Source organism: Amphibacillus jilinensis Y1, assembly GCF_000306965.1.
In the GTDB taxonomy this organism is placed as follows: domain Bacteria; phylum Bacillota; class Bacilli; order Bacillales; family Amphibacillaceae; genus Amphibacillus_C; species Amphibacillus_C jilinensis.
Genome location: NZ_JH976434.1, coordinates 1,093,834 through 1,117,193, shown reverse-complemented (window position 1 = coordinate 1,117,193; position 23,360 = coordinate 1,093,834). Strand labels below are relative to the sequence as shown.

Below are 23,360 nucleotides of genomic sequence, written 5' to 3'. Positions count from 1 at the left end.
AACCGCCTTTTTAATAATAGTAGTCCCTTGTTTTAAAGGAACAGACCGAGTATCCAATCTAACAGTATGCCGAAAATGTTATAGTCGACGTTTGGGAAGGTTGACCCGGCAACGCCCATATCTGCAAATAATGGGTAAAGTAATACGGGTAAAAAGGCAAGTAATAACCCCATAATAAATGAACCTGCTATTGCGCCACGCCAACCTCCAGTTGAATTACCAAATACGCCAGCTGTACCACCAGAGAAAAAGCAGATGTGCGCAGCAGGAATAATAATCACCGGAAAGCCAACCGCTACCATTACAGCGATGGCGATTAAGCCAGCACTATAAGAAGTCAAAAAGCCGACTAAAACAGCGGTAGGTGCAAATGGGAAAATCGTCGGGACATCTAATGCAGGCTTCGAATTTGGAATGAATCGCTCCGAAATAGAGACAAAGGCTGCCGTGATCTCAGCTAAAAACATTCTTACCCCAGACATTAAGATGGACATACCTGCAGCGAAGGTGAAGGCTTGGATAAGTGGAAAGACAAGCCAATGTACATTTCCTGCCAGTTCACTCGTAACCGCACGACCCGCAGCGAAAGTTGCAATATAAAATAGTATTAACATGATGACGGAGATGCCCATTAAAAAATCTCTAAAGAAGGATAACCATTTTGGAAACTTAATATCTTCCGTTGTCTTATCGGCATGTTTAGCAAAAGTTTTGCCGATTAGCCCTGAAAAGGCATAACCAATCATATTAAAGTGCCCAATGGCAATATCGTCCCCACCTGTGATCTTACGCATAAATGGCTGACAAAGCTTTGGTAAGGCGGCTGATGCAAACCCCAAAATTGTTCCACCAATGATAATCGCTGTCATATCCTGAAAGCCATACGATTTTAAGATCAAGGCTAACACACAAGCAAAGAACAAGATGTGTCCACCGTGGAAAAGAATATTCTTAAGTGGTGTGAATTTCGCAAATACGAGATTCATTAAAAACCCAAGAATTAACGTGCTTGAAACGACGAAGCCATACTGTGTTTGCGCAAGTGCTGTCGCTGCTTCTGGAGATGCGATCACACCAGGTATGTTAAAGCCGTCTTGAAATAGGGTGTTAAAGTTTTGCAGTGTACCGGTAATTGTACTTGCACCGACACTAAAGATCAGAAAGCCAATAATGGTTTTAAACGTACCTGAGAGCACTTCAGAACCATTTTTTTCTTGGGCGATTAATCCAATAAATGCAAATATCCCTAAAAGTATACTTGGATTACTTAATAAGCTAACAATAAAATCCAATTCAATTCTCTCCTTCTCATTAAGTGTTTTTTTCGATGTAAGCGGCTAGTTTTTCTTTAATTTCTGCTTTATTGGTAATGCTGGTTATCCCGATGATGTCTTTTTTAATGCCACTTGCTTTAAGTTCATTAGCGACATCCACTAGTGTGATCAAGAGTTCGCCATTAAAGCTTGATACGGCATCAAGGGAGGCATGCTCTAATTCGATTGGAAAGCTTTCTTCTTTTATAACCTGTTGGGTTTTTATTTTTAGCATAAGACTGGAACCGACACCTGCTCGGCAGGCAACTAAAGCTTTGTACATATAAGACTCTCCTATCTATTTTTGGTTTTGTTAATCACGTAATCGAGCACTTCAGTGCGATTACGAGCTTGGTTCAACAACTGGAAAAAATTCTGATCTTCAAGCAAATCAACTAGTTCGGCAAGTGCTTCTAAATGACTATTGCTATCCGTAGCACTGAGACAGAATAAATATTTAACTGGATCGTTATCCGGGTTACCAAAATGGACATCATGCTCTAGAACAGTGATACTCATCGCTGTTTGATAAACCCCGGCATCTGGTGGGGCATGAGGTAATGCGACATTTTTCGCAATCACGATATATGGACCTGTCTCAAGTGCGATATCAATCATTTTTTCAATGTAGGACTCTGCAATTTTCCCTGCCTTTAACAAAGGCTGTGCAGATACTTTAATTGCATCCTGCCAATCGGTTGCTTTGACGTTTAGTTGAATGAATGCTTTGTCTATCATGCTACTTAGCACGCTCATCCTCCTCTCATTCTCTGTTGCTAGATCACTTACAACTTAATCATAAACACTATAGATAACGCTTTCAATCTATGTTAGGTTTGAATTTTGTGGGCGGTTACAACAAAAAGTGAACCCATTCTTTGGTGGTAGTAAGGAATGCTATACATTTCGCAGTATCAAGTGATAGGGAATAATACTGAAGCAAAAAGAAGTGAGGAATTACTGTCAGTAATTGTTGTTATTTAGATTGCTTAAAATCATTTAAGGTGAGTTGAATGATAGAGTCAGTTTGTAGTCGTAGAAATGTGAGGGGATGACGGTCAATAAGAAAAGCAAGCATTATACAACGACTTGCAGTCATTTCAACATTTCCAAAAAAGCTAACTAAGTAGCTGAGGAATGAATGATGTTGAGCATAGCTTCACTCAACTAACAATCAGTGGGCGCGAACAGAAATCCCACTGATTGAAGGGGTTTGTTTTATATGCCATTAAATAGTTGTTTCCAAGATTCCGATGGAACCATTCCATTGGCTTCAATTGTGCCATCTTTTTTTATATAAATTTCTAACCTGTCAGGGATCTTCTCTAGCTCATCTTTTAAATGCGTGTATCGGTTTGTTAAGAAATGAATACCTTGGTTGGTTGATCCTATCCATGGTCGGATAGGATCTGGTTTGTCTAACTCGAAAGGACCGTCTAGAAAAATATCGGTATGTGCAAGAAGTGCTTTCCAGCCGGGTTTATTTAATGTTTTAAGCTCTTCGTAATAGTAGCCACTAAAAGTCATAATGCTAAGATCGATGTTTTGTGCACGCTCCGCTAGAACAGCCAGTGGTTCAGCCTGTTCAAAAGGTTCTCCACCTAAAAAGGTAATGCCTTCAATGTCATTCACTTCTTTACTTTTTAAGATTTGCTCCCATAGCGTATCTACATCTGAGGCAGTCCCTAGCTTTGGGTTCCAGGTCCAAGGAACGCCGCACCCTTTACAATGGATCGGACATCCTTGAACCCAAATCGAGGCTCGTTTTCCAGGCCCTTCTGCTAAGCTTGAAGGTAAAAATCGATGAAGCTGTAAGTGCATTAATAATCAACAACCCTTCCGGCAGAATGTTTGGATTGACTATGTTGTTGTTTATCGTTCCCCTTATCGAAATCGTCAATTGCAAAAGTCATAAAAGGTTTTGCTTTAGCTAAAATATGCGGTTTAATAGCCACCAATTCTACAAAATCCGCAAAGTCATGAAAAGGCCCTTCCTGCTTGCGAACTTCAACAATTTGACTAGCTAGAATGTTTCCGATCGAAGGAACTGAAGCTATTTCCTCAATGGTCGCTATGTTCATATTTACTTTTTTCTCAAATGTCTCAGGTTGCCTTTGATGATCGGTTAGGTTTTCATTGGTTAATTCAGTATCTAATGGTGCTACTGCTGTTGCAGAGACTACCGGAGGAGACATTTCAAACGCATCCTGTGGTTGAGGAATACTTCTTGCGTCTAACTGAATTTTCTCCAGGAGCATCGGTAAATATTGTTTTCTTGCATTAAGTGCATGTACCCATGCGGCGATCCAGCCTACGAACAAGAGCATTGTGGATATGCCACCAATAAAGCCATCGGTCAGATTAAATTCATCAACTAATACAAATTGGATGAAAATAAAAGAATATATAAGGCCTGCTATAAACCATGAGCGTTTTTTTACGCGCATACTAATATAAAAAAAGCTAATATAACTGGTGAAACCAAAGGGAACGACTAACCAAAGTATCCATAAGGACTTTAATAACTCCCATTTGACTCCCATTGGTGTAATGGCATTTTTCATGTTTATCTACTCCTTTTTCAAGTGATGCTGTTGCTGTGAATAGCTGTGAATAGCTGTTTCTTGATATTCTTCTGTAAAGGCAGAGTCAATGGTCTCTGCATCGACGAGTTCTTCAATAAGTTCTACGTAATTTAAGCACGCTTCTCCTTTAATTCCTAGTGTTTTTGCTCTGACCTCTCCATTTGCTGTAATCTCAATCTGGATTTTTTTACTCATAGTTGCGTTGCTCCTTTACTTGAAAGGTTAAGACAATAGTATCTTCTTGATTAGTATTCTCAGATTCAAGTAGAAGTCCTTTTTTTGAAGCGCGCTGTAATAATTTTTCATAGGTCTGTTTTTGGACCAATCTGCTATATTCTTCTTGAAGATCAGTCATCAATTCTTTAGCATCTTTGGTGACCACTTCAGCTGAGAATACCGCACTAAATGTACCATCTTCTTCTAATTGAAAACCAAGTTGTGTATCTCCAAGAGACGATTGTAGCTGTTCTTCATCCATGGTGACCTGGCAACCATAGTTTCGAAGTGTTTCTGCTAGTAGCGCGTTGTCTTTCATATTTGTTTGAAGTTTATAAAAAGCACCATCTTCTACTTTTTCTGACATAGCGAGTTTAATGCCAGAGCTGATGCCGATAACTATTGGAACTAATACAAGTGATAAACTCATTGATGGATTCTCCTTTTTGAAAATTAAAAATCAAGTGTTCGACCACCTCGAGAGGTATGGATATCATTTGAAGGGCTTGGAAGTTGCTTTTCTTCTGCATCACTACCATAATCTGCACGATCATCTTTTGGTGTTGCAGCAACTGCTCTAACATTCGCCCATTCTCTTAAAGAACGAATCTGTTCTGCTTGAGTGATGGAGAGCGGTACAGTTTGCTCAATAGCTTTTTCAATATCCGCCACTCTTAAATGTCGTTGTTCAGCGTATGCTTCAAATAAACCAGAAATAATAGCTTGCTCAATCTCTGCGCCAATAAAGCCTTCAGATAAAGAAGAAAAATGGGAGAATAGAGCATCATCAGCTGTTAAATCACCGCTAACTTTCTCTGAAGTAAGCCGTTTAGTGAGATGAATTTTAAAGATAGCCTCTCTCTCTCTTTTAGTAGGTAAATCAACAAAAAATATTTCATCAAATCGGCCCTTTCGAAGCAATTCGGGGGGCAGGGACTGAATATTATTTGCTGTCGCAACAACGAAAACAGGATTTGTTTTTTCTTGCATCCAAGTAAGTAACGTACCGAAAATACGAGACGAGGTTCCGCTATCACCCGATCCATTCGCCCCTCCAAGGCCTTTTTCAAGTTCATCAATCCATAAAATAGAGGGGGAAATTGCTTCTGCTGTATGAATAGCTTCTCGCATGTTCTCCTCACTACTTCCGACTAGACCAGAATAAATTTTCCCTATATCTAGCTTCAGTAAAGGGAGTTTCCATAATGAACTGACAGCTTTTGCAATTAGACTTTTCCCACACCCAGGTATCCCAGTTAGTAAGATCCCCTTTGGAGCAGGTAGTCCATACTCAGATGCTGACTCCATCCAAGAATTGTTCCTGCGCGAAAGCCAGCGTTTGATGTTTTCGAGTCCACCAACATCCTTCATGCTAGGTTCGTGGGGGATATATTCTAACAAACCATTCTTTTGAATGATCTGCTGCTTTTCTTCTAAAACGTGATCTACACTGTTGATATCCAATCTCCCATCAGTAACCATAGATAAGGCAAAGGCATTTTCGGCTTCCTGCATGGTTAGTCCAAGGGCAGCTTTAACTAACTTTTCTTCATCAGCTTGATCCAAGTCAACTGTGATCCTATCATTTCCTTTGTTCATTTGAATCATTTGGTGGAGCACTTTTTTAATTTCAATATAGGTTGGGAGTCCATAATCAACGATCATAATGTCCTTCTGTAACTCCATAGGAATTGGAAAGCTTGGTGATATAAAAATAACATTTTTATGAAAGGGACTATTCTCAATAACAGAAACCAAGTCTCGTATTCGGCGAATAATGGTATAATCAGGTTGTCTATTTTCTCCTCCCAGATAAATATGGAAATCTTTTAGAATGAATACTGAGGGCTCTTCCACACGTTCAATTTGTTCTAATGCACGCAACGGTTGAGTGGTATTATTAATTGTTAGGTGGTCTTCATCTGTTAATCCTTCTGTAACTGTCCACGTGTATACTTTACGTACGGTTTTAATTAACTGAGCATTGGAACAAATGTTCTGAATGTCACGTATGACACGATCTTCTTCCCATGTTGATATAGAAAGAAACGAAAATCGAGCTCTTAAATAATTTGCAAGCTTCTCAGTGAATGTTTCTTTACGCATATAATGACCGCTCCCTTATCTTCACAATTTATTAATTAAATTTATTTTAGCATAGTCTGTATAATAGGTGGCTACAATAAATTGAAAAATCGTTCAAAGAAAGATACTCTCAGAATATTCGATCGCTTAGTTTAGCGGAGCGCGTCATTGTTAGTGTGCGCTTAAATGAGTTCTTCTGTATCACGGTACACGGTAAAACTCTGGAGTACGTTATTGCACTAAAGGCTTGCCTATGCTAAAATTTGATAGTGAATCTCATTCTCATTCAATCGATGAAAAAACAAAGGGGATTGCTTAATTATGAGTTATATTCAATTGGATCACGTAACGAAGTATTATAATCGAGCAGCTACACCTGCAGTCGATCAATTAACCCTTGAAATATCAGAGGGTGAAATTATAACTTTATTAGGACCGAGTGGTTGTGGTAAAACAACAACACTCAGAATGTTAGCAGGGTTTGAAAAGCCTACAGGTGGCAGCATTCGAATTGGTGACGAAATCGTTTGTGATGATCGTCGCTCTTTACCCTCTGAAAAAAGGGGAATAGGCATGGTGTTTCAAGATTATGCCCTATTTCCATTTTTAACAATTGAAAAAAATATAATGTTTGGCTTAAATAAATGGAAACTTCGAGATAAGAAAAAACGTGTTCGTGAAGTCCTTGAGTTAGTTGGTTTAGTTGGTTTTGGTACCCGTTTACCGAATGAACTATCTGGAGGTCAGCAGCAACGGGTTGCATTAGCGCGTGCATTAGCACCCAATCCCAAAGTTATCTTAATGGATGAGCCGTTTAGCAATTTAGATGCAGGACTAAGAGAAAAGATGCGTTTGGATGTCACGAATATCCTTAGAAAAGCTAACGCAACTGCAATTATTGTGACCCATGATCAGAAAGACGCGTTTTCAGTATCTGATCGTGTTGTCGTCATGAATGAAGGAATTATTCAACAAATTGCATCGCCTAAAGAGATTTATCGTTGCCCTGTTAATTGTTTTGTTGCTCAATTTGTTGGGAAAACCAACTTAGTATCTGGAAGGTTATGTCCAGACTTGAAGCACGTTGAGACGCATTTTGGTCGCGTTTGTGTACCTCAACAAACAAATAAAGAACTGGAAAATGTTGTCGTGTCTATTCGCCCAGAAGGTTGTCGCCTTGCGGAATATGGCCGTTACTCTGGTATAGTTGAACGCGCTACATACAGTGGTGAATACCAAGAACTTCATGTTCGATTACAATCAGGTGATCATTCTAATCAACCAATGGTTATCTATGCACCGGTTGAACAAGAGATTGAAATCGGTCGTGCTGTTACATTTAATATAACGCCTGAATTGGTTGCCCTAGTTAATTAAAATTAAATAATTATCTTATAAGTGCATGGCTTTCTTCGCACCTTATCAATATAAAAGGTGTAATCATATGAAGAAAGCCGCGCTTTTTTCAAAAATAAAATGAATCGATTTCAATCGAAATTCACATAGAGAAGTGTCATTTCCTTAACTTTAAGCATGTAAGGGGTTAGAAACGAAAAGACCAAAACCTTATTGACAACGATTATCATTCAAGATAAACTAAGCACAGTTTTTAAATGAGAATGAATGTCATTGTCGATCAGTAAAATATATTTAATGAGGGGAAACATAGCCATGAAGAAATCAATTAAATCTTTGATGTTTATAGCATCGTTAATGTTGTTAGTAATCTTAGTAACTGCATGTGGTCAAGGGGATGAAGACGAGCTTGTCGTTTACTCAAGCCGTAACGAAAGATTTGTACAACCGTTACTTGATAAATTTTCTGAAGAAACAGGGATAACGGTTAGAACTTTACATGAAGCAGATGCACTCCAATTAAAAGAAGAAACGGGTAATGTGCAAGCTGATATTTTTATTTCAAATGATATTGGTGCATTAGAATATTTACGTATGGAAGACTTATTAGCAAGCTTTGATGGAGAAGGTGTTGAAACCATCGATGCGCCATATCGTGCAGATGACAATTCTTGGATTGCTATATCAGCAAGATCCCGTGGTTTCATTTACAATAAAGATATGATCACTGAAGAGGAAATGCCAAAAACGATGGAAGCATTAATGGATGCAGAATTTGAGGGGCAATTTGCTATTACTCGCGGTGGCAATGGCGGTATGATTGGTAATGTCTCTGCTTTGCGTAATGAGTGGGGAGATGAAAGAACAGCTGAGTGGGTCGAAGCCATTAAAGATAATGCAGGTGGCATCTACAGTGGTCATGGTGACATTCGGCAGGCCGTTGGTGCAGGTGAGCATCCATTTGGTTTAGTAAACAACTACTACTATCACCAACAGTTAGAAGAACCGAACAATAATAACGTTGGTTTCATTTATCCTGATCAAGGAGAAGGGGATATGGGCGTTATTGCTAATGCTGCAGGTGTGGGCCTTGTAAACGGTGCGCCGAATGAAGAGGATGCCAAAGCATTTATTGAGTGGTTACTTTTACCAGAAAATCAATTAGAATTTGTTGGAGAGTCTTTAGAAATCCCTATCAATGCTGATTTAGAGCCTCCATATGAACATGCAGTTAGATTTGCAGATTTAAAAGTTCAACAAATGCCGTTAAAAGATCTCGGGAAATACTTTGAAGATACGAAAGAACTTATTGAACAATCTGGTTTAGACCTTGAATTGAGGTAACTTCGATTTTGGTTTTGCGGCTTAGGAGAGAGTATATATGAGTGAAGACGATCAAAATTATCACCAATTAAATAATGATAACAATGCCAAGGCTGGAGAAGATACTTCTCTAGCCGTTCTCCGTTTCTTAAGGAGAAAGTGGATGGACAGTTGGCATGGAAACCCGCCCGGTAAAGTATTGTTTTTACTTGGCTTGTTAACTGGACTCATAATGTCTATACCAATCATTTATGTTATCTGGCAATCATTATTCGCGGGTGTTGATCGCTGGAGGCGTCTACTAGATGATCGGATTCCACAACTTTTATTGAATACGTTCTCGCTAACCGTTGCGGTTACTTTGTGTGCTGTCTTGATTGGTGTCACATTATCTTGGATTGTTGTGCGTACGGATATACCTGGTCGGAAAATATGGCAGTGGCTGTTGGCACTCCCATTAGTTATTCCACCCTATGTAGGAGCGATGACATATATTATTGTCCTTGGACCAAGTGGTTGGGTGCAAAATGCTTGGCGAGAGGTATCCTGGTTAGTAAATATGTTTGGCGAGTATCCGATAGATATCTATTCTTTTTGGGGTGTGTTTTTTGTATTAACCATGTTTACATATCCTTATGTATTCTTAATAGCAAGTGCTTCGCTGCGCAAGATGAATCGTAACTTTGAAGAAATTGCTCGCTCGCAGGGGATGAATACGAGACAAATCTTTTGGAAGGTTAACTTACCTTTTTTGCGACCGGCAATTGGTGCGGGAGCTATCCTCATCGCTTTATATGTCTTATCTGACTTTGGTGTCATTGCAATGATGCGCTATGTTACATTTACAGCAGCTATTTATTTTCAACGAGCAAGTTTTGACACGGCTTCGGCCTCTATCTTAAGCTTAGTCCTTATGTTGCTAACGATTGTTATTCTATGGGTAGAGGTGAAAACAAGGAGGAAGAGTAAGTATTACCAAACAGCCAATACTTTTAAAGAACCTGATATTTTATCACTTGGTAAGTGGAAAATACCAGCACTTATTTATGTTTGTGTTATTTTCTTTGTTTCGGTGGTATTACCGATAATTGTGCTTGTTTACTGGTCTGCTATTGGAATAGGTAGGGGTGCACTAGATGCACGCTTCTTTGGATTTGCTTGGAACAGTTTGCGCGTATCTTTATTTGCTTCTTTACTGTGTATGGTACTTTCTATGCCAATTATTTATTTGAAATCAAGATACCCATCTGTCATATCAAGCTCAATAGATAAGTTAAGTTACGCAGGCTATGCGCTACCGGGTGTTATTGTTGCTTTAGGGATGATCTTTGTCTTTAATAACCATCTGCCTGCTTTATATAATACGTTTTATATGGTGGCTATTGCCCTGGTTATCCGTTTTTTACCACAGGCAATGCAAGCCGGAGAAGCATCGTTAAGCCTTGTATCACCTCGTATTGATGAAGCGGCACGAAGTTTAGGACACCCCCCTTGGAAAGTTATGATTAAAGTGATTCTACCCTCGATTTTGCCAGGGGTATTGGCAGGTGGAGCGCTTGTCTTTGTGAGTTCGATCAAAGAGCTGCCGGCAACACTTATGCTACGCCCCCCAGGTTTTGATACGTTAGCGGTCAGAGTCTATGTAGAAGCCAATGAATCGTTTTACTATTTAGCGGCGCCGGCGGCTTTAATTATTATACTAATATCCATTATTCCGCTAAGGTATTTGTTAAAAAAATATTAGATAGATGTTTAATTATTAAAGGTTCGTTTTATCGAGAATGCCCCCAGTTTTGAATATAATTTTGATAATGTTGGGAGAAAGAGGAAGACAAATTTTAAGGGAGCGTCTGTTATGAAAGCAATTATTTTTGATTTTGATGGAACGTTAGCGAATACTTTACCCCTTTGTTTTTATGCTTTTCAAAATGTTTTTCAAAAATTTGATAATAAAGACCTTTCTCCTGAAGCCGTTAAGGCGATGTTTGGTCCGTCTGAAACAGGCATTATAAAAGAAAACCTATTAAATGCTAATAAAGAGCAGGCAATTGAATGGTATTATGAAAAATATGCAGAACATCATCATGCGTTAGTCGAGCCTAATAATGACATTGTTAATTTAATAAAGCTTTTAAAAGAAAGAGGTTTTAAATTAGGAATAGTGACTGGAAAAGCAAAAAGGAGTTTGGATATTTCTTTAGAAGCACTTCAAATGGAAAATATCTTTGATGTTATTATAACAGGTGATGATGTCATTGAACCGAAACCAAATCCAGAAGGGATAAATAAGGCGTTATCTATATTACAATTACAACATAAAGAAGCAATGTTTATTGGGGATAGTGATGCAGATATGTACGCAGGCATTCAAGCAAATGTTCTTACAGTGGGTGTTCAATGGTTACCGGATTATCAAACCTCTGCATTTTCGATAGAGCCACATATCTCATTTAATCGTGTTTCTGAGTTTATTAATTATTTTATTGGTTGCTGATATCATTCTACTGTAGGCATTCAAGTCCGGCTAATTGGTAACGCTTAGCCACATTATACGAAAAGCCAATCACAAAGGATCGCGCGCAGGAATTAACGATTGCGACTTTAACGGGTAACATCGTAGCTAAACTTATTCCGGGTGCGGACACCATAGCGGGCGCTAGTCTTGCTGGAAGTATGACGTTAGGATTAGGACACTCTATTAAATATGCCTATGAAAATAATATTGACTTAGATACTACAGGGTTAAAATCAATTTATGCTGCATTTATGCGAGATAAGCAGAAAATAGTGAAAAGATAATTTTTTTATAACTATATATTTAAACGTGCATTAATACGTTGCTATTTATCTCTTTTATATTTAGTCACTTTAATAATTAATGAGGCTATAAATGTCAAAGCAATAACCGTTAAGATAATATTCGTGTAGATTAATGTGCGATTTAATTCACTTAAGTAACTATTTACATCCACTAATTGTCGTTGGGTTTTATCAGCTAAATCTGCAACACTATTAACTAAACCATTCCAGTTTTCTGTTGAAATTTCAAACATTAGATATATACCTCCTATATATAATTTCAATATACCATAAAATGAATGTTCATTTAATACGTTTATTATTAAAAACGCGTAAAACGATATCTTGATTATGTGGATCAGGTAGCCATACAATAGAATCTGCTACTGCTGATACAATTTCAACTAGCGGCACCTTCCCTTCAATCGGAATTAGAGTCCTTGGAGATGCAACCATTCAAATTGCAACGACCCAGAGCTTCAATGCTGGTTGGTCTGCGGCAGGTTTTTCAATAGGTGGTTCATCAGGATCCACTAATTACTTCCGGAAATACGTTGAAATGAGTTTTAATTACTCTATTTATTAATAGATTAATAGTATGAAGGACATCTAAATAATTTTTAGTGTCCTTCTTTTTTAGTTGCTTCAGCACAATCATAATGTTATCAAGATGAGATGTTTTTATCTTTTGTCCTTGAACGTTACTAATCGGGTAAATTGAGCCTTCTCTTTTTAAAATGGTATAATTATAGTCCTATAACAACCATAAAACATGCTAGTTAATACGAGCTCTAAAAAACTTAAATAATTCAGCAGCACTATACACAACTTTATCAGGATTAATAGTGCTATTAGGCGCTTGTTCATGCTTTCTATGATTGATCCACACGGCTTTCCACCCAACTTGCTTTGCGCCAACAATGTCCTTCTCAAACGAGTCACCGACGTATACGGTTTGTTTGGGATCACAATTTAGTTTTTCTTCAACCATCTTAAAAATACCTGATTTGGGCTTTGCAATGCCATATGTTCCTGAGACAAAGATATTTTCTTCTGGAATCCAATTGGTTAATTCAAGTTGTTTTATTTTCATTAGTTGATGTGATTCTTCGCCATTTGTTAGGACAGCGAGCTGTACGTCTAGTTGGGCAAGATGATTAAGCAGCTCCTCCACCTCAGGAAACAAGCGAATATTAGCTTGAGCCTGCTTGTAGCTTTCATGAAAGGCAAGTGCTTGTTCATCATTAATCTGAATGCCATAATCGGCTAACGCTTTGGCAATGCGCCCTATCTGCCACTCTAAAACTGAAATTTCTCCAGCTTCACTCTGATCAAAAAGGATTTCACTGTATTTTCGACTCGTTCGGTAGATAGTATCTATCTCGTTATAGCTCCAAGACGATTCAATTAGACTTTTAAACGTCTCGTGAAATGATAGTGCTTGATCGTACAAGGTATCGTCAACATCAAAGATAATGGTTTTCATGGCTGTGTCCTTTCCAAATCAAGATAGATCACTATATTTTTCTTTTCTCCCTTTAGCTCTATCAATCGGATACTTCTGATTATTTTTCTCCAGTTTTGCTTTAATAATGGCTTCTAGTCGAGTTCTAGATCTGAACAAAGCATAAGTGCATAAATAAGAACATCTGCAAGCTCATCCTTCATTCCAGATAAATTACTCGCCACGGCCTCCTCGCTCGTTTTCCATTGAAAGTTCTCCAGTAATTCTGCTGCTTCTAGTGATAAGGAAAGAGCAAGATCCTTTGGGTTATGAAATTGCCGCCAATCTCGTGCTTCTCTAAATCTATTTACCTCTGCAATTAATGCATCGATGTCAGACATATTGGCCCTCCTCTTGAAGTTCAAGTAATCTTTCCCTTAGATTATCGTCGGTTGCGTAAATGTATAGACCATGAATACCACGCTTCATTAACACATTAAGCGAATTTAAAATAATTTCAACCTTTAGCTGCTCATTTTCCTGTTCTGATAAGTCTTGTCTTTTGCGATAGGCTTCTGTATCCTTATATTTCTGAGTATCAATCACAAGCTGATCTGTGCGTGGGTCATAGCTTATCGATGGACCTATAATCACACCAACGTAATTCAAATCAAAACCCTGTACCGTGTAGATCGAACCGACCTCTCTAATTGTTGAAGCTTCCTCTGCCCAAGTCGTTTTTGTGCTGGTCGTGTTCCAAGGCAAATGAATACCACCTTCATCAACGAGATAGCTATTACCGTCTTTTTTGTGCAAGTAATCAAAAGTAGAAACAAGTCTTGATAAGCCATGTGCTTCATTTTGCTTAAAAATAGCTTCTTTAATAGCTTGGCTACTTTCAAACACTTTTAACTCGAACCCCTCTAACTCGTTAGGAATCGGTAACAACCGGTTCTCCACAAATGCATCAATCCAAGCGGGGACAGCCTCACTAGCCTGAATTCTGAATTGATCGGTTAAGTGATAAACGGTTGTTTTATGCTGCTTCGTCATATCCCTAATGGTCGCTTCATTCCAATAGCTTTTAATTTTAAGAAACTGCTTTGGATCGAAAATAATGACAGTAATTTTACTGCGTTTAATAATCTCTTCTAGATGATTTTGATAATTAAAATTGTTATATGTGTCTTCCTTGCTCAGCAACAGGTGTGCTTCATCAACTAGGACAACATCTGCAGCTTTAATTGTCCCTTTGTCAACTTTGTTAATAAAAGATGTCGGCTTTAAAAAGTTGTTCTTTTTGAGATTCGGCAAGCTACTTGCAATGCTTTGATAGGTTTTAATCATTTCTCCATGATTAACTAATAGATAGTTATTTGTTTTATATAATGACGAACTTGTGTCTTTCGAATAATCTTGTAATGTATTAAATAACGAGCTAAGTACAACACTTTTTCCTGTACCTGCCTCACCTTTTATTAAAAAGACATGCTGCCCGTCTTTATGAATTTGCTTAGTGCAATAGTCGAGAATATCCTCTTTAACCTTTAGCTGGCTGGTTGAGAGTGACTTGTAGGGCGATAGTTTAAAAACATCCTTGTTTTCAAGAATGTCTATATCCTCTTTAACAATGTTTCTGCTCTTGAGTCCAGCCCAAATTTCTTTAAATACTTCTCGGTGGTAATAGTGTTTATCGAAATAATTATGTACTTGGCTATTGGTTGTTTGACTCATGTTTTGCAGCTGATACTTACTGTCAGCAATAAAATAGTTAATCAGATTTGTCTCAATATTATAGGTAGCGGATTGGTTGAATTTCTGATAGCCAATAATTAACGTAGCATTCAGTTTTTTTCGTTGTTGATCCTTCAGGTGCTGCTGAATCCGTTGCTTCGCATGCACGGTTTGGCCAATATAAGCCATTGGTTTTTGATCATTGTTATAAATAATGTAGACAACGGGATAATCATCAATAAATGTGCCCTTAATCCTATCCATCGCTTCTTGCGTAAATGGCTGTTCTTTAAAAATGATGTCTGACATGATTGAAAGCTCCTAACCAAGTATTGTCAAGACTATCATAGCATAATTTTGGAGGGAACAGTAATGGGGAATTTACGCTATATCGTTTTAAATATGCCTATAGCAGCACTTCTTTCTAAAACGTTATCTTCTGAAATTCTCTAAATGTATTCCGGTTATAAGTGATAAAGAGGTGATATTTACCTTTATCGCGAGAGAGTAACCTACATAATCCACAATTTAATCAAATCAAGATTTCTTCTCTATTTTTGACGTATTATTATGGAATTATAAACAAAGCTTACTGAATTTACGAATGGAAATCTCATAATAGACATCTATCGAGAGCTGTATTACCGTATGTAAAAAGCAGATTATGTCACCAATTCATAATAAAAATGTGGCTATAGGAGAAAAAAACTAACTTCCCATGATTTAAAAAGGTACTCCCAAATGTGGTTTGTTGATAGTATAATGTATTAAGTTAGAGTTGGTAAAAAAATGAAGTGACGGACTTTTGTAAACTAAGATATAAGGTAGAAAAAGGAGAGAACATGAAAAGAATTAGAGAAATAAATGATAAAATGAGCTGGTCAATTGTATTTTTAGGGGTCTTTCTTGCTGTTTATATATTTAATTTAGATGTAAGAATTGCGCTAGCAATTTACCTTACTATTGCTTTAGTCACTTCAATTATTACGTTTAAGGAAGACTCAAAGAAACAGATTATCATTAACTTTATAATTGTAGCTATATTAGGGATTTTATTGTTTACAGCCTAAGGGATCGATAGGGATGAAGGACATGCTTATTATTGACGAGGGTACCAGTAGCTAGGATCCAAAAACGTCCTTTTTAGTTGAACAAAATATTCTATCCCATGAAGATTTGACGGTGATTTTTGTCACCCATCATTTAAATCCAGATCTACGGCATTACTTTGATGATGTTTATAGTTTTTCTTGAAAGTCATGAAAAAAAAGAGCGTTTACCTCTGATAGAAAAGTAGGGATGAAAATGACATGTGCATACACAATCACGTCGGGAGCTGTTGTTGTTAATCAACAAAATAAAATACTGTTAAAGTTAGATCCGAAGCGTGGATGGGAGCTCCCCGGTGGCCATGTGGAACGAGATGAAACGTTTAAAGAAGCGGTTTTAAGGGAGGTAAAAGAAGAAACTGGAATAGATATAAAACTGATAAAATTTTGCGGTGTTTCACAAGAAGTAGCGAAAGGGATTTGTAACATGTGGTGGTTAGCCGTACCGATTAGTGGCAAGCCTCAAACAAGTTCAGAAAGTCTAGAAGTTGCCTTTTTTGATGTTGAAGAAGCTTTACAATTGATTAGCTATGATGAGTTTAAGCAAGAACTGTTAACATGTTTGAATCAAGATGAACACCCTTTTTTAATCACCTTTCATGAGTAACTCTAATTTGTCATTATCCATTAATCCTTTTTTCACAGTAACTAAATGGGTGTTGCAGATTGTATGAAGCAAGTCAACAAGAGACGCCATTTTTAAATGCCACACAGATACCTCCAAATTATAAACTCACCATGCCATATTACAAAATATATTTGGCATCACAGTCCTTCGTTATTTTATTTATAGAAATAAGGGTTATTAATTGATAATCCTTACCCTTTGATTTTATAGCGATGTCGTTTAGCTTTGAGAATTAAATGAGTAAACAGCATTTATAAGTGGGCGACATGTCTTACTTAATCAAAAATCCCGGGTAACAGCAACTAGTGGTGCCCAGGAGTTTTAGATGGTTTTAAAAGTATTTGCGCACAGTATAATTTCTAAAGGGTAACATTCTTTAGACTAGCTTCTTTAATATTAGATGTATCAAGAAACTTAAAGTAAGGCAAAACAATACCTAATAGCGAAACTGTACAAATCATTGATCCGATCAATAAATATAGTGGCCGAATACCCCAGGCATTACTTAAAGCGCCACCAGCTAGGACGCCTAAAGGCATACTTCCCCTAATAATCAATAGCCTTACTGAGAAAATTTTCCCCATGAGATGCTGAGGAATGATTTTTTGGCAGAGAGTTGTATTATGAACACTGAAAAAGGCCATAACCATGCCGCCTAAAACCTCAGTTGTGATCCCTAATCCAATACTTGTGTTAAAGAATAGGGCGATAAAAGTCAGTCCGCCGATAAATAACGATCCGAGCATTAAGCGTCTTCGGCTTTTATAAACGATTCTTCCAACGAGCAAAGCTCCTATAATATATCCGATTGGGAAGCCAGCCATAAAATAGCCATACTGCGCATAGCTTCCTCCCAGTTCTTCTGTTATGTAAGGAAGTGTTGTCACCATTGTTACTCCGACACCAAACTGCACGAAACTTAAAAAAATACCTAGCCAAACAATAATGGGCTTTGTAAAGAAATACATTATCCCAGATCCAAATTCTTTTAACCATGGTTTTCTAATCTGCTGAATGGCTCTAGGCTCATGAATAAATAGTAATGTAAAACCACTTAGCATAAGTAGGGAACTAACTAAGAGGAGCGTGTTTGTGACACCAATAGATTCAACGACGATTCCGGCAAGCAGGGGTGCCGTAAATGACATTAATTTTACTGTCCCGTCTACGTAGGCATTCGCTGTCTCTAAATGCTCCTTAGAAACAACGGTAGGGGTGATGGCTTGATTAGCTGGAACATAAAGCGGTGTAATTAACCCTACCACGATTTGCACCGTGTAGATATGCCAGGGTGAAAGTGTCGCTGTAAATAAAGAGAAGAGTGGAATGAGAAAAATAATGCTTCTTAACCACTGGGAAAAGATCATCACCCATTTGCGGCTCCAGCGATCAATAAAAGGACCGATAAATAACTGAAGAAATAACGAGGGTATGAAGTATAATAACCACATACCCCCCAATGCCATTGTCGAACCTGTTAATTGAAAGATTAAAACAGAATTGCAGAAGGTCCCAAATGCCCCTCCTAATTCGGAAATTCCGCTCCCAATCCAGATGGAGGTGAAGGACTTATTTTCTAATATGGATGCCATCTTTCGTTTCTCCTTTATTTGTCCAGATAGAATGCTAATTCTTTAAACAAAAGTTCAAGTGCATCCTTTTTTAGTACATATTTTGAATCAATTATCTCTACTAGTTTAGCTGCTCTTAGTATTTTTAGATGGTGATGAATAGTAGATTTTCCAACATCAAGCCGTTCAGTGATATCCTGTAATGTCCGGCTTTTCTCTGATAGCATTTTAGTAATCTTGAGACGAATTTCATCCCCTAACGCTTTATGTTTCAATACTAAGAAATGATTCGGCGTGTATTTATCATCGGGCGAGATGCTTTCATTGGAAACGGGATAATAGAAAACCTTTATTCCCTCAATATCAGCTTCAATAGTCCACGGACGATAGATATATTGTGGGATTAACAATACAGTATGAACACTAGGTTCGGGTAGATAGGTAATACCACCAGTAGCCCACTGGACCAATTCTTCTGGCGTTAACTTTTTCTTCATCATTTCTTTTGCTTGATAATCATTTTTTAAAATGGCCTCTGTTTCTTCAAGGCTTTTTGCTATAATTTCTTCGTACCACATGCACATAACAGTGACAAGGTGTTTCTTTAATAGCGATATGTCAACCTGACTTATAAATGTGATGTATTGTGGAAAGAAGGGATTGCTCTCTGTTAGCCGGACGAACTGTTCGGTTAAATGCTTATCCTGCTTTGCACTACCTTCTCGATATGTTTCGTATTGATGACCTATAAAAGGTAGACATTGATAGCGTATGTTGTATGCCTCGAGATCTTCAATGTATGTAACAAATTCAGCTAAGCTCGTAAATGTCTTGCGATGAAGCAGTTGGAGCAAGGCTTTCCATGTGTTATTTTCTTCAACGAACTTTAACTCATCTTGTAGTGCTGTTGTCATAGATTGCTTTAATTGTTGCCAATACGAGCTCGGTTGATCGAGTGTGGTAATTAGTTTGGTATTGGTGATGGCGGCAATACCTAAAGCACACTCCCATAGCGTTGAATAGTTGAGCTTCACATTGTAGGTTTCTCTTTTCTTACTGGTTAATTGAAGAATATCCACTTGACCACCTCATAACTTTAATTTGTTTTATAATATCACCAAGTTCTATAAATGTAAAACGATATTTTCTAAAATTAAAGAATTACCGATCAAAAAAAGTAAGCCTATAAAGCTATTGGCTTACTGGAATCGTTTCACAGCAAGTACCTGCCCTATCACAGATACTTGCTGCTTTCCTTTTTTAACGATAATGAAGGTTCACTTAATAGGGATAACTACTTGTAGTGGGAGGCTTTAACCACTATTTTGCGTTACGCCTACTTAAGTATTATGTTTAGAAACGAGTCGAATCCTTCTTTTAAATAAATGCTCCGCAGAATCTTTACCGATAAAGATATCAAAATCGCCATGTTCACTATCAAAACTTCCATCAGGGTGATAAAATTTCAACATATTATTATCTATTTCAAATTCGATCCTTTGTGATTCGCCTACTTTAAGGTCTATTTTCTTAAATGCTTTTAATAATTTTACGGGTCTTGTGATGCTAGCCACTTTATCACAAATATATAGTTGGACAATTTCTTTTCCGGAATAAGAGCCGGTGTTTTTCACTGTAAGGGTTACTTTTATTTGCTCGTTTTTTGTCATCTCTTCTTGATTTAAACGAAAATCACTGTATTGAAAGTGTGTATAGCTTTTACCAAATCCAAATGGATATAGTGGAAGATTGGATTGATCGATATATCTCGAAGCAAATCGGTGCGTATTCTCTTCATCCAATTGTGGTCTCCCTGTACGAAGTTCATTATAATAGATTGGAATTTGGCCGACAGATCGGGGGAATGTCATTGATAGCTTTGCAGATGGATTTGCCTTCCCTGTCAGAAGGTTAGCGACTGCAAGCCCGTTCATTGTCCCTGGGAACCATGCATAAAGAATCGCGGATACCTTTTCCTCAACTTCAGTGAGGATCAGAGGTCTGCCACCATAAACTACGAGTACAATCGGTTTAGCCAACGTACTTAACGCATTGATGAGTCGTAGCTGAGTAGCAGGTAACACAGGATTTGTACGTGAGCCGCCTTCTCCACTTTGGTAAGTGTTTTCCCCTACTGCTAACACAATAATGTCAGAAGTTTTAGCGATAGCAATTGCTTCTTCAAGTAACGTTTCTTCATCTTCGCTCTCAACAGGTAGTTTGTCATTATATTTGTCATATAGGTTTTCTGTATGTTTATCTAAAAGGTAAGCGCCTCTTGCGACTGATAAACAGCTAGTATCTAATAAGGCGTGTAAGCCGTCTTTTAATGTAATCGTGTCTGCTTCGTCTCCCGTAATTGCCCAAAATCCTAAAGTGGCTTTTTCCTCTGCATACGGGCCTATTAATGCAACTTTTTGGTTTCTACTTAATGGTAAAGTATGATTGTTATTTTTTAATAAAACAATCGACTCTTCTGCTAATTTAAGTGCTGTTTCTTTATGCTCCTTCGATAGTATGGTGTTTGTGATGTCTTCTTCTGTTTGAATCCCTCGGTAAGGGTCATCAAATAAACCTAAATCATTTTTTAGCATTAACACTCTTAAGACCGCCTCATCTAATAAGGCGTGTAAGTCTTGATTTTGTTTAACTAATTTTTCTAATTTGTTGGCATATACGGCGGTTTTCATATCGATATCAACACCAGCTAACAACGCTTGCTTTGCAGCGGAAGTTTGGTTTTCGGCATAGCCGTGAGTTATTAGTTCATCAATAGCAGCATAATCAGAAATAAGGACACCATCAAAATGAAGTGTATCTCTTAACATATCTCTATTAAGCCATTTGTTCCCCGTGCAAGGGATGCCGTTAAGTGTGTTGAAAGCAGTCATGACTAATTTAGCGCCAGCTTCAATGCCTTTAGCATAACTTGGTAGGAAAAAATTTCTTAGCATGCTTTCAGACATATCGACAGAATTATATTCTCTACCCGCAACCGCAGCGCCGTATGCAGCGAAGTGTTTAATGCAGGCGGCAAGTTTTCCTTTTGGAATATGCTGAGCATCACCGTTACCTTGAATCCCATTTACCATACTCTCTGCATAACATTCTCCAAGTAAGGTATCTTCACCAGGTGCCTCCATCACGCGTCCCCACCTCGGGTCACGCACTAAATCAACCATAGGTGCAAAGGTGACATGAATACCTGCCTCATAGCATTCTTTGGCAAGTACAGTTGCTGACTCTTCAATTAAAGGGAAATTCCAACTGCATGTCTGTGCTAGGGGAATGGGAAAGATGGTTTTAAAGCCGTAAATAATGTCAGCCATAAAGAGCAACGGGATTTTATGAGTTGATTTAAGCAGGTGAGTCCTTTGCATCTCTCTAATTTGTTGCTTATCAACTGTGTTCAGGATCGATCCTGTATTATTAATTTGATAAGATCGACTTAAACCAATCTTTTTTTGGGGTCCGGTAACCACACTGTCATTGTGTGTGTCGAAAAAGTTACCTGTTAACTGAATTAACTGTCCAATTTTTTCTTGAATGGTTAACTGATCCACTTTCTTTCTTAACATTTCATTATTCATGTGAAAAGCTCCAATCTATTTATCTGGTTGATTAAAATGAAGGATATCCCTCTGTGTTTGCGATGGATATGAGTAACATCGCTCAAGATAAGCAAAGGGCAATTAGGCATATTGATTATGCCTTTTCGCCCTGTTTGTAAGCTGCTTATCAACTGTGCGATTATGAAGTCATACATTCTAGGTGAAATTAAATATATGTGTTACTCACTTTGATCTTTATAGCCAAAAGCATAAGTTAATGCAAAGGCGACAGCAAATCCGACAAAGGAAACGAGTACATACAGTAATAATTGGTTATTTAAGTACAATAGAGCCCCTGGAATTGCCGTAATTGACATACCAGTCGCTTTAACATTGAACAGAGTTGCTAGGAATCCACCTGCGCCCCCGCCTATTAAACCCATAATAAAGGGTTTACCATAACGAATATTAACACCAAAAATTGCAGGTTCAGTAATACCAAGTAATGCGGACATTGCAGATGGATATGCGATTGCTTTAATTTTTGTGCGTTTGGCTTTCATACCTACTGCTAATGCAGCGCCTGCTTGAGCGCAAATAGAAGCCGAACTTATTGGGTTAACCAAATTCCATCCTGTATCCGCTAACATGTCAATTTCAATTAAGTTTAGCGCATGATGAAGCCCCGAAATGACAATAACCTGATTGATTGCTCCATATATAAGTCCACCAATACCGAAAGGAAGGCCTATTAATACATTTACCAGTGCTAGCATCCATCCTTCTACCTCATGAAAAACCGGTCCAATAATAAAGAAAGCGAGTAACATCATGATCAGAAGGGAAAGTAAAGGCGTTAAAATAAGGTCTAGTGCTTCTGGTACTATCTTTCTTATTCTTTTTTCTAATGTGGCTCCAACTGCCCCAACAATAAATGCTGGTAAAACAGATCCTTGATAACCAGAGACTTTTATAAAACCAAAGAATAATAACGGCTCATCGTTACCTTGTGCAACATCCCATGAAGTCGGTAACAACGGGCTAACGAGCATTAATCCTAGCAAAATTCCTAGAAGTGGTGATCCGCCAAATACTTTAAATGCTGACCAGCAAACCAAAGCTGGTAGGAATGCAAAAGCAGTATCGGTCAAAATTTGTGTTAGCATTATAAAATTTGGTGAAATGTCAGCTGGCGTTAAACCGAACCAAGAGAGTATTTCTGGTTGCGTAATTAAGCCCCTTAAACCCATAAATAATCCGGTAGCTACTAATGCTGGAATAATCGGAACAAACACATCGCCAAATATACGAATAATTCTTTTGAACGCGTTGTCTTCTTCCTCTGAAGCAAGCTCTTTTAAGTCAGACTTTGACGTGGCTGATACCCCCTGATTCACCATTTCTTCATAAACTCTATTTACAGTACCTGTTCCAAAAATAATCTGATATTGTCCCGATGTAAAAAAGAAGCCTTTTACTTTATCAATATTGTCTACTTTGTCATCATCAATAATATCTCTATTTTTGACAATCAACCTTAATCGTGTCGCACAATGAGCCATTGAAATAATGTTATCTTTTCCTCCGACTGCTTCTATCAATTGTTGAACGATGGAAGTGTATGCTTTATCAATACTCATAATCCT

21 protein-coding genes and 1 pseudogene are annotated in these 23,360 nt (G+C 37.8%); 6 read left to right on the top strand and 16 right to left on the bottom strand.

The features are described 5' to 3' along the window. Nucleotides 1–32: 32 nt before the first annotated feature. The 8 genes from B494_RS0105730 to B494_RS0105695 form a co-directional block, all read right to left on the bottom strand. Nucleotides 33–1,292 carry a PTS ascorbate transporter subunit IIC gene (locus tag B494_RS0105730; protein WP_017471419.1) on the bottom strand — a complete coding sequence of 420 codons (1,260 nt, stop codon included), beginning with the start codon at nt 1,290–1,292 and terminating at the stop codon, nt 33–35. Nucleotides 1,293–1,311: 19 nt separating this feature from the next. Beyond that, nucleotides 1,312–1,596, bottom strand: coding sequence for a PTS sugar transporter subunit IIB (locus tag B494_RS0105725; RefSeq protein ID WP_017471418.1), 285 nt, complete (start codon nt 1,594–1,596; stop codon nt 1,312–1,314). Nucleotides 1,597–1,607: 11 nt separating this feature from the next. Beyond that, entirely contained in the window at nt 1,608–2,069 is a 462-nt protein-coding gene (locus tag B494_RS0105720; RefSeq protein WP_420884336.1) for a PTS sugar transporter subunit IIA, read from the bottom strand. A 462-nt stretch (nt 2,070–2,531) separates the two neighbouring features. Next, nucleotides 2,532–3,134: a 4Fe-4S single cluster domain-containing protein gene (locus tag B494_RS0105715; RefSeq protein ID WP_017471416.1), complete on the bottom strand. Its 603-nt coding sequence runs from the start codon at nt 3,132–3,134 to the stop codon at nt 2,532–2,534. Continuing rightward, on the bottom strand, nt 3,134–3,877 hold the full coding sequence (locus B494_RS20120) for a ComEA family DNA-binding protein (RefSeq protein ID WP_017471415.1): 744 nt from the start codon (nt 3,875–3,877) through the stop codon (nt 3,134–3,136). The genes B494_RS0105715 and B494_RS20120 overlap by 1 nt, the downstream gene beginning before the upstream one ends. Nucleotides 3,878–3,883: 6 nt before the next feature. Next, nucleotides 3,884–4,093, bottom strand: a complete 210-nt coding sequence (locus B494_RS0105705) for a DUF2997 domain-containing protein (protein ID WP_017471414.1) — start codon at nt 4,091–4,093, stop codon at nt 3,884–3,886. Continuing rightward, nucleotides 4,086–4,544 (bottom strand): DUF1257 domain-containing protein, encoded by a 459-nt coding sequence (locus tag B494_RS0105700; RefSeq protein WP_017471413.1) that lies wholly within the window; start codon nt 4,542–4,544, stop codon nt 4,086–4,088. Before B494_RS0105700 ends, B494_RS0105705 begins: the two co-directional genes overlap by 8 nt. Nucleotides 4,545–4,567: 23 nt before the next feature. Continuing rightward, on the bottom strand, nt 4,568–6,220 hold the full coding sequence (locus B494_RS0105695) for an AAA family ATPase (protein ID WP_017471412.1): 1,653 nt from the start codon (nt 6,218–6,220) through the stop codon (nt 4,568–4,570). Between the two features lie 300 nt (nt 6,221–6,520). On the opposite strand from B494_RS0105695, the gene B494_RS0105690 reads away from it, so the two are divergent. The 4 genes from B494_RS0105690 to B494_RS0105675 all read left to right on the top strand — a co-directional run bounded on the left by B494_RS0105690 (nt 6,521) and on the right by B494_RS0105675 (nt 11,372). Next, nucleotides 6,521–7,576, top strand: a complete 1,056-nt coding sequence (locus tag B494_RS0105690) for an ABC transporter ATP-binding protein (RefSeq protein ID WP_017471411.1) — start codon at nt 6,521–6,523, stop codon at nt 7,574–7,576. Nucleotides 7,577–7,870: 294 nt separating this feature from the next. Then, entirely contained in the window at nt 7,871–8,899 is a 1,029-nt protein-coding gene (locus B494_RS0105685) for an extracellular solute-binding protein (protein WP_017471410.1), read from the top strand. 37 nt (nt 8,900–8,936) lie between these two features. Then, on the top strand, nt 8,937–10,622 hold the full coding sequence (locus B494_RS0105680) for an ABC transporter permease (RefSeq protein ID WP_017471409.1): 1,686 nt from the start codon (nt 8,937–8,939) through the stop codon (nt 10,620–10,622). Between the two features lie 111 nt (nt 10,623–10,733). Next, entirely contained in the window at nt 10,734–11,372 is a 639-nt protein-coding gene (locus tag B494_RS0105675; RefSeq protein WP_017471408.1) for an HAD family hydrolase, read from the top strand. A 346-nt stretch (nt 11,373–11,718) separates the two neighbouring features. Here the strand turns inward: B494_RS0105675 and B494_RS0105670 are convergent, their stop codons facing one another. The 4 genes and pseudogenes from B494_RS0105670 to B494_RS0105650 form a co-directional block, all read right to left on the bottom strand. Continuing rightward, nucleotides 11,719–11,931 carry a hypothetical protein gene (locus tag B494_RS0105670; protein ID WP_017471407.1) on the bottom strand — a complete coding sequence of 71 codons (213 nt, stop codon included), beginning with the start codon at nt 11,929–11,931 and terminating at the stop codon, nt 11,719–11,721. Between the two features lie 521 nt (nt 11,932–12,452). Continuing rightward, nucleotides 12,453–13,163: an HAD family hydrolase gene (locus B494_RS0105660; protein WP_017471405.1), complete on the bottom strand. Its 711-nt coding sequence runs from the start codon at nt 13,161–13,163 to the stop codon at nt 12,453–12,455. An 18-nt stretch (nt 13,164–13,181) separates the two neighbouring features. Beyond that, nucleotides 13,182–13,522: pseudogene (locus tag B494_RS19870) on the bottom strand (nucleotide pyrophosphohydrolase). Continuing rightward, a complete protein-coding gene (locus tag B494_RS0105650) occupies nt 13,515–15,164 on the bottom strand; it encodes a DUF2075 domain-containing protein (RefSeq protein ID WP_017471403.1) in 1,650 nt (549 codons plus the stop codon). Before B494_RS0105650 ends, B494_RS19870 begins: the two are co-directional and overlap by 8 nt. A gap of 533 nt (nt 15,165–15,697) precedes the next feature. Between B494_RS0105650 and B494_RS0105645 the strand changes: the two genes are divergently transcribed. Both B494_RS0105645 and B494_RS0105640 read left to right on the top strand, forming a co-directional pair. Continuing rightward, complete coding sequence (locus tag B494_RS0105645) at nt 15,698–15,925, top strand: hypothetical protein (protein ID WP_017471402.1); 228 nt, start codon at nt 15,698–15,700, stop codon at nt 15,923–15,925. 235 nt (nt 15,926–16,160) lie between these two features. Then, on the top strand, nt 16,161–16,571 hold the full coding sequence (locus tag B494_RS0105640; RefSeq protein WP_017471401.1) for an NUDIX hydrolase: 411 nt from the start codon (nt 16,161–16,163) through the stop codon (nt 16,569–16,571). A 380-nt stretch (nt 16,572–16,951) separates the two neighbouring features. Here the strand turns inward: B494_RS0105640 and B494_RS0105630 are convergent, their stop codons facing one another. The 4 genes from B494_RS0105630 to B494_RS0105615 form a co-directional block, all read right to left on the bottom strand. Then, nucleotides 16,952–18,184, bottom strand: coding sequence for an MFS transporter (locus B494_RS0105630; RefSeq protein WP_017471400.1), 1,233 nt, complete (start codon nt 18,182–18,184; stop codon nt 16,952–16,954). Nucleotides 18,185–18,198: 14 nt separating this feature from the next. Next, nucleotides 18,199–19,242, bottom strand: a complete 1,044-nt coding sequence (locus B494_RS0105625; protein ID WP_017471399.1) for an ArsR/SmtB family transcription factor — start codon at nt 19,240–19,242, stop codon at nt 18,199–18,201. A 261-nt stretch (nt 19,243–19,503) separates the two neighbouring features. Continuing rightward, on the bottom strand, nt 19,504–21,753 hold the full coding sequence (bglX, locus tag B494_RS0105620) for a beta-glucosidase BglX (protein WP_017471398.1): 2,250 nt from the start codon (nt 21,751–21,753) through the stop codon (nt 19,504–19,506). A gap of 200 nt (nt 21,754–21,953) precedes the next feature. Then, the gene (locus B494_RS0105615) at nt 21,954–23,354 is read right to left on the bottom strand and encodes a sucrose-specific PTS transporter subunit IIBC (RefSeq protein ID WP_017471397.1); all 1,401 of its coding nucleotides are present in this window, start codon (nt 23,352–23,354) and stop codon (nt 21,954–21,956) included. Nucleotides 23,355–23,360: the final 6 nt, after the last annotated feature.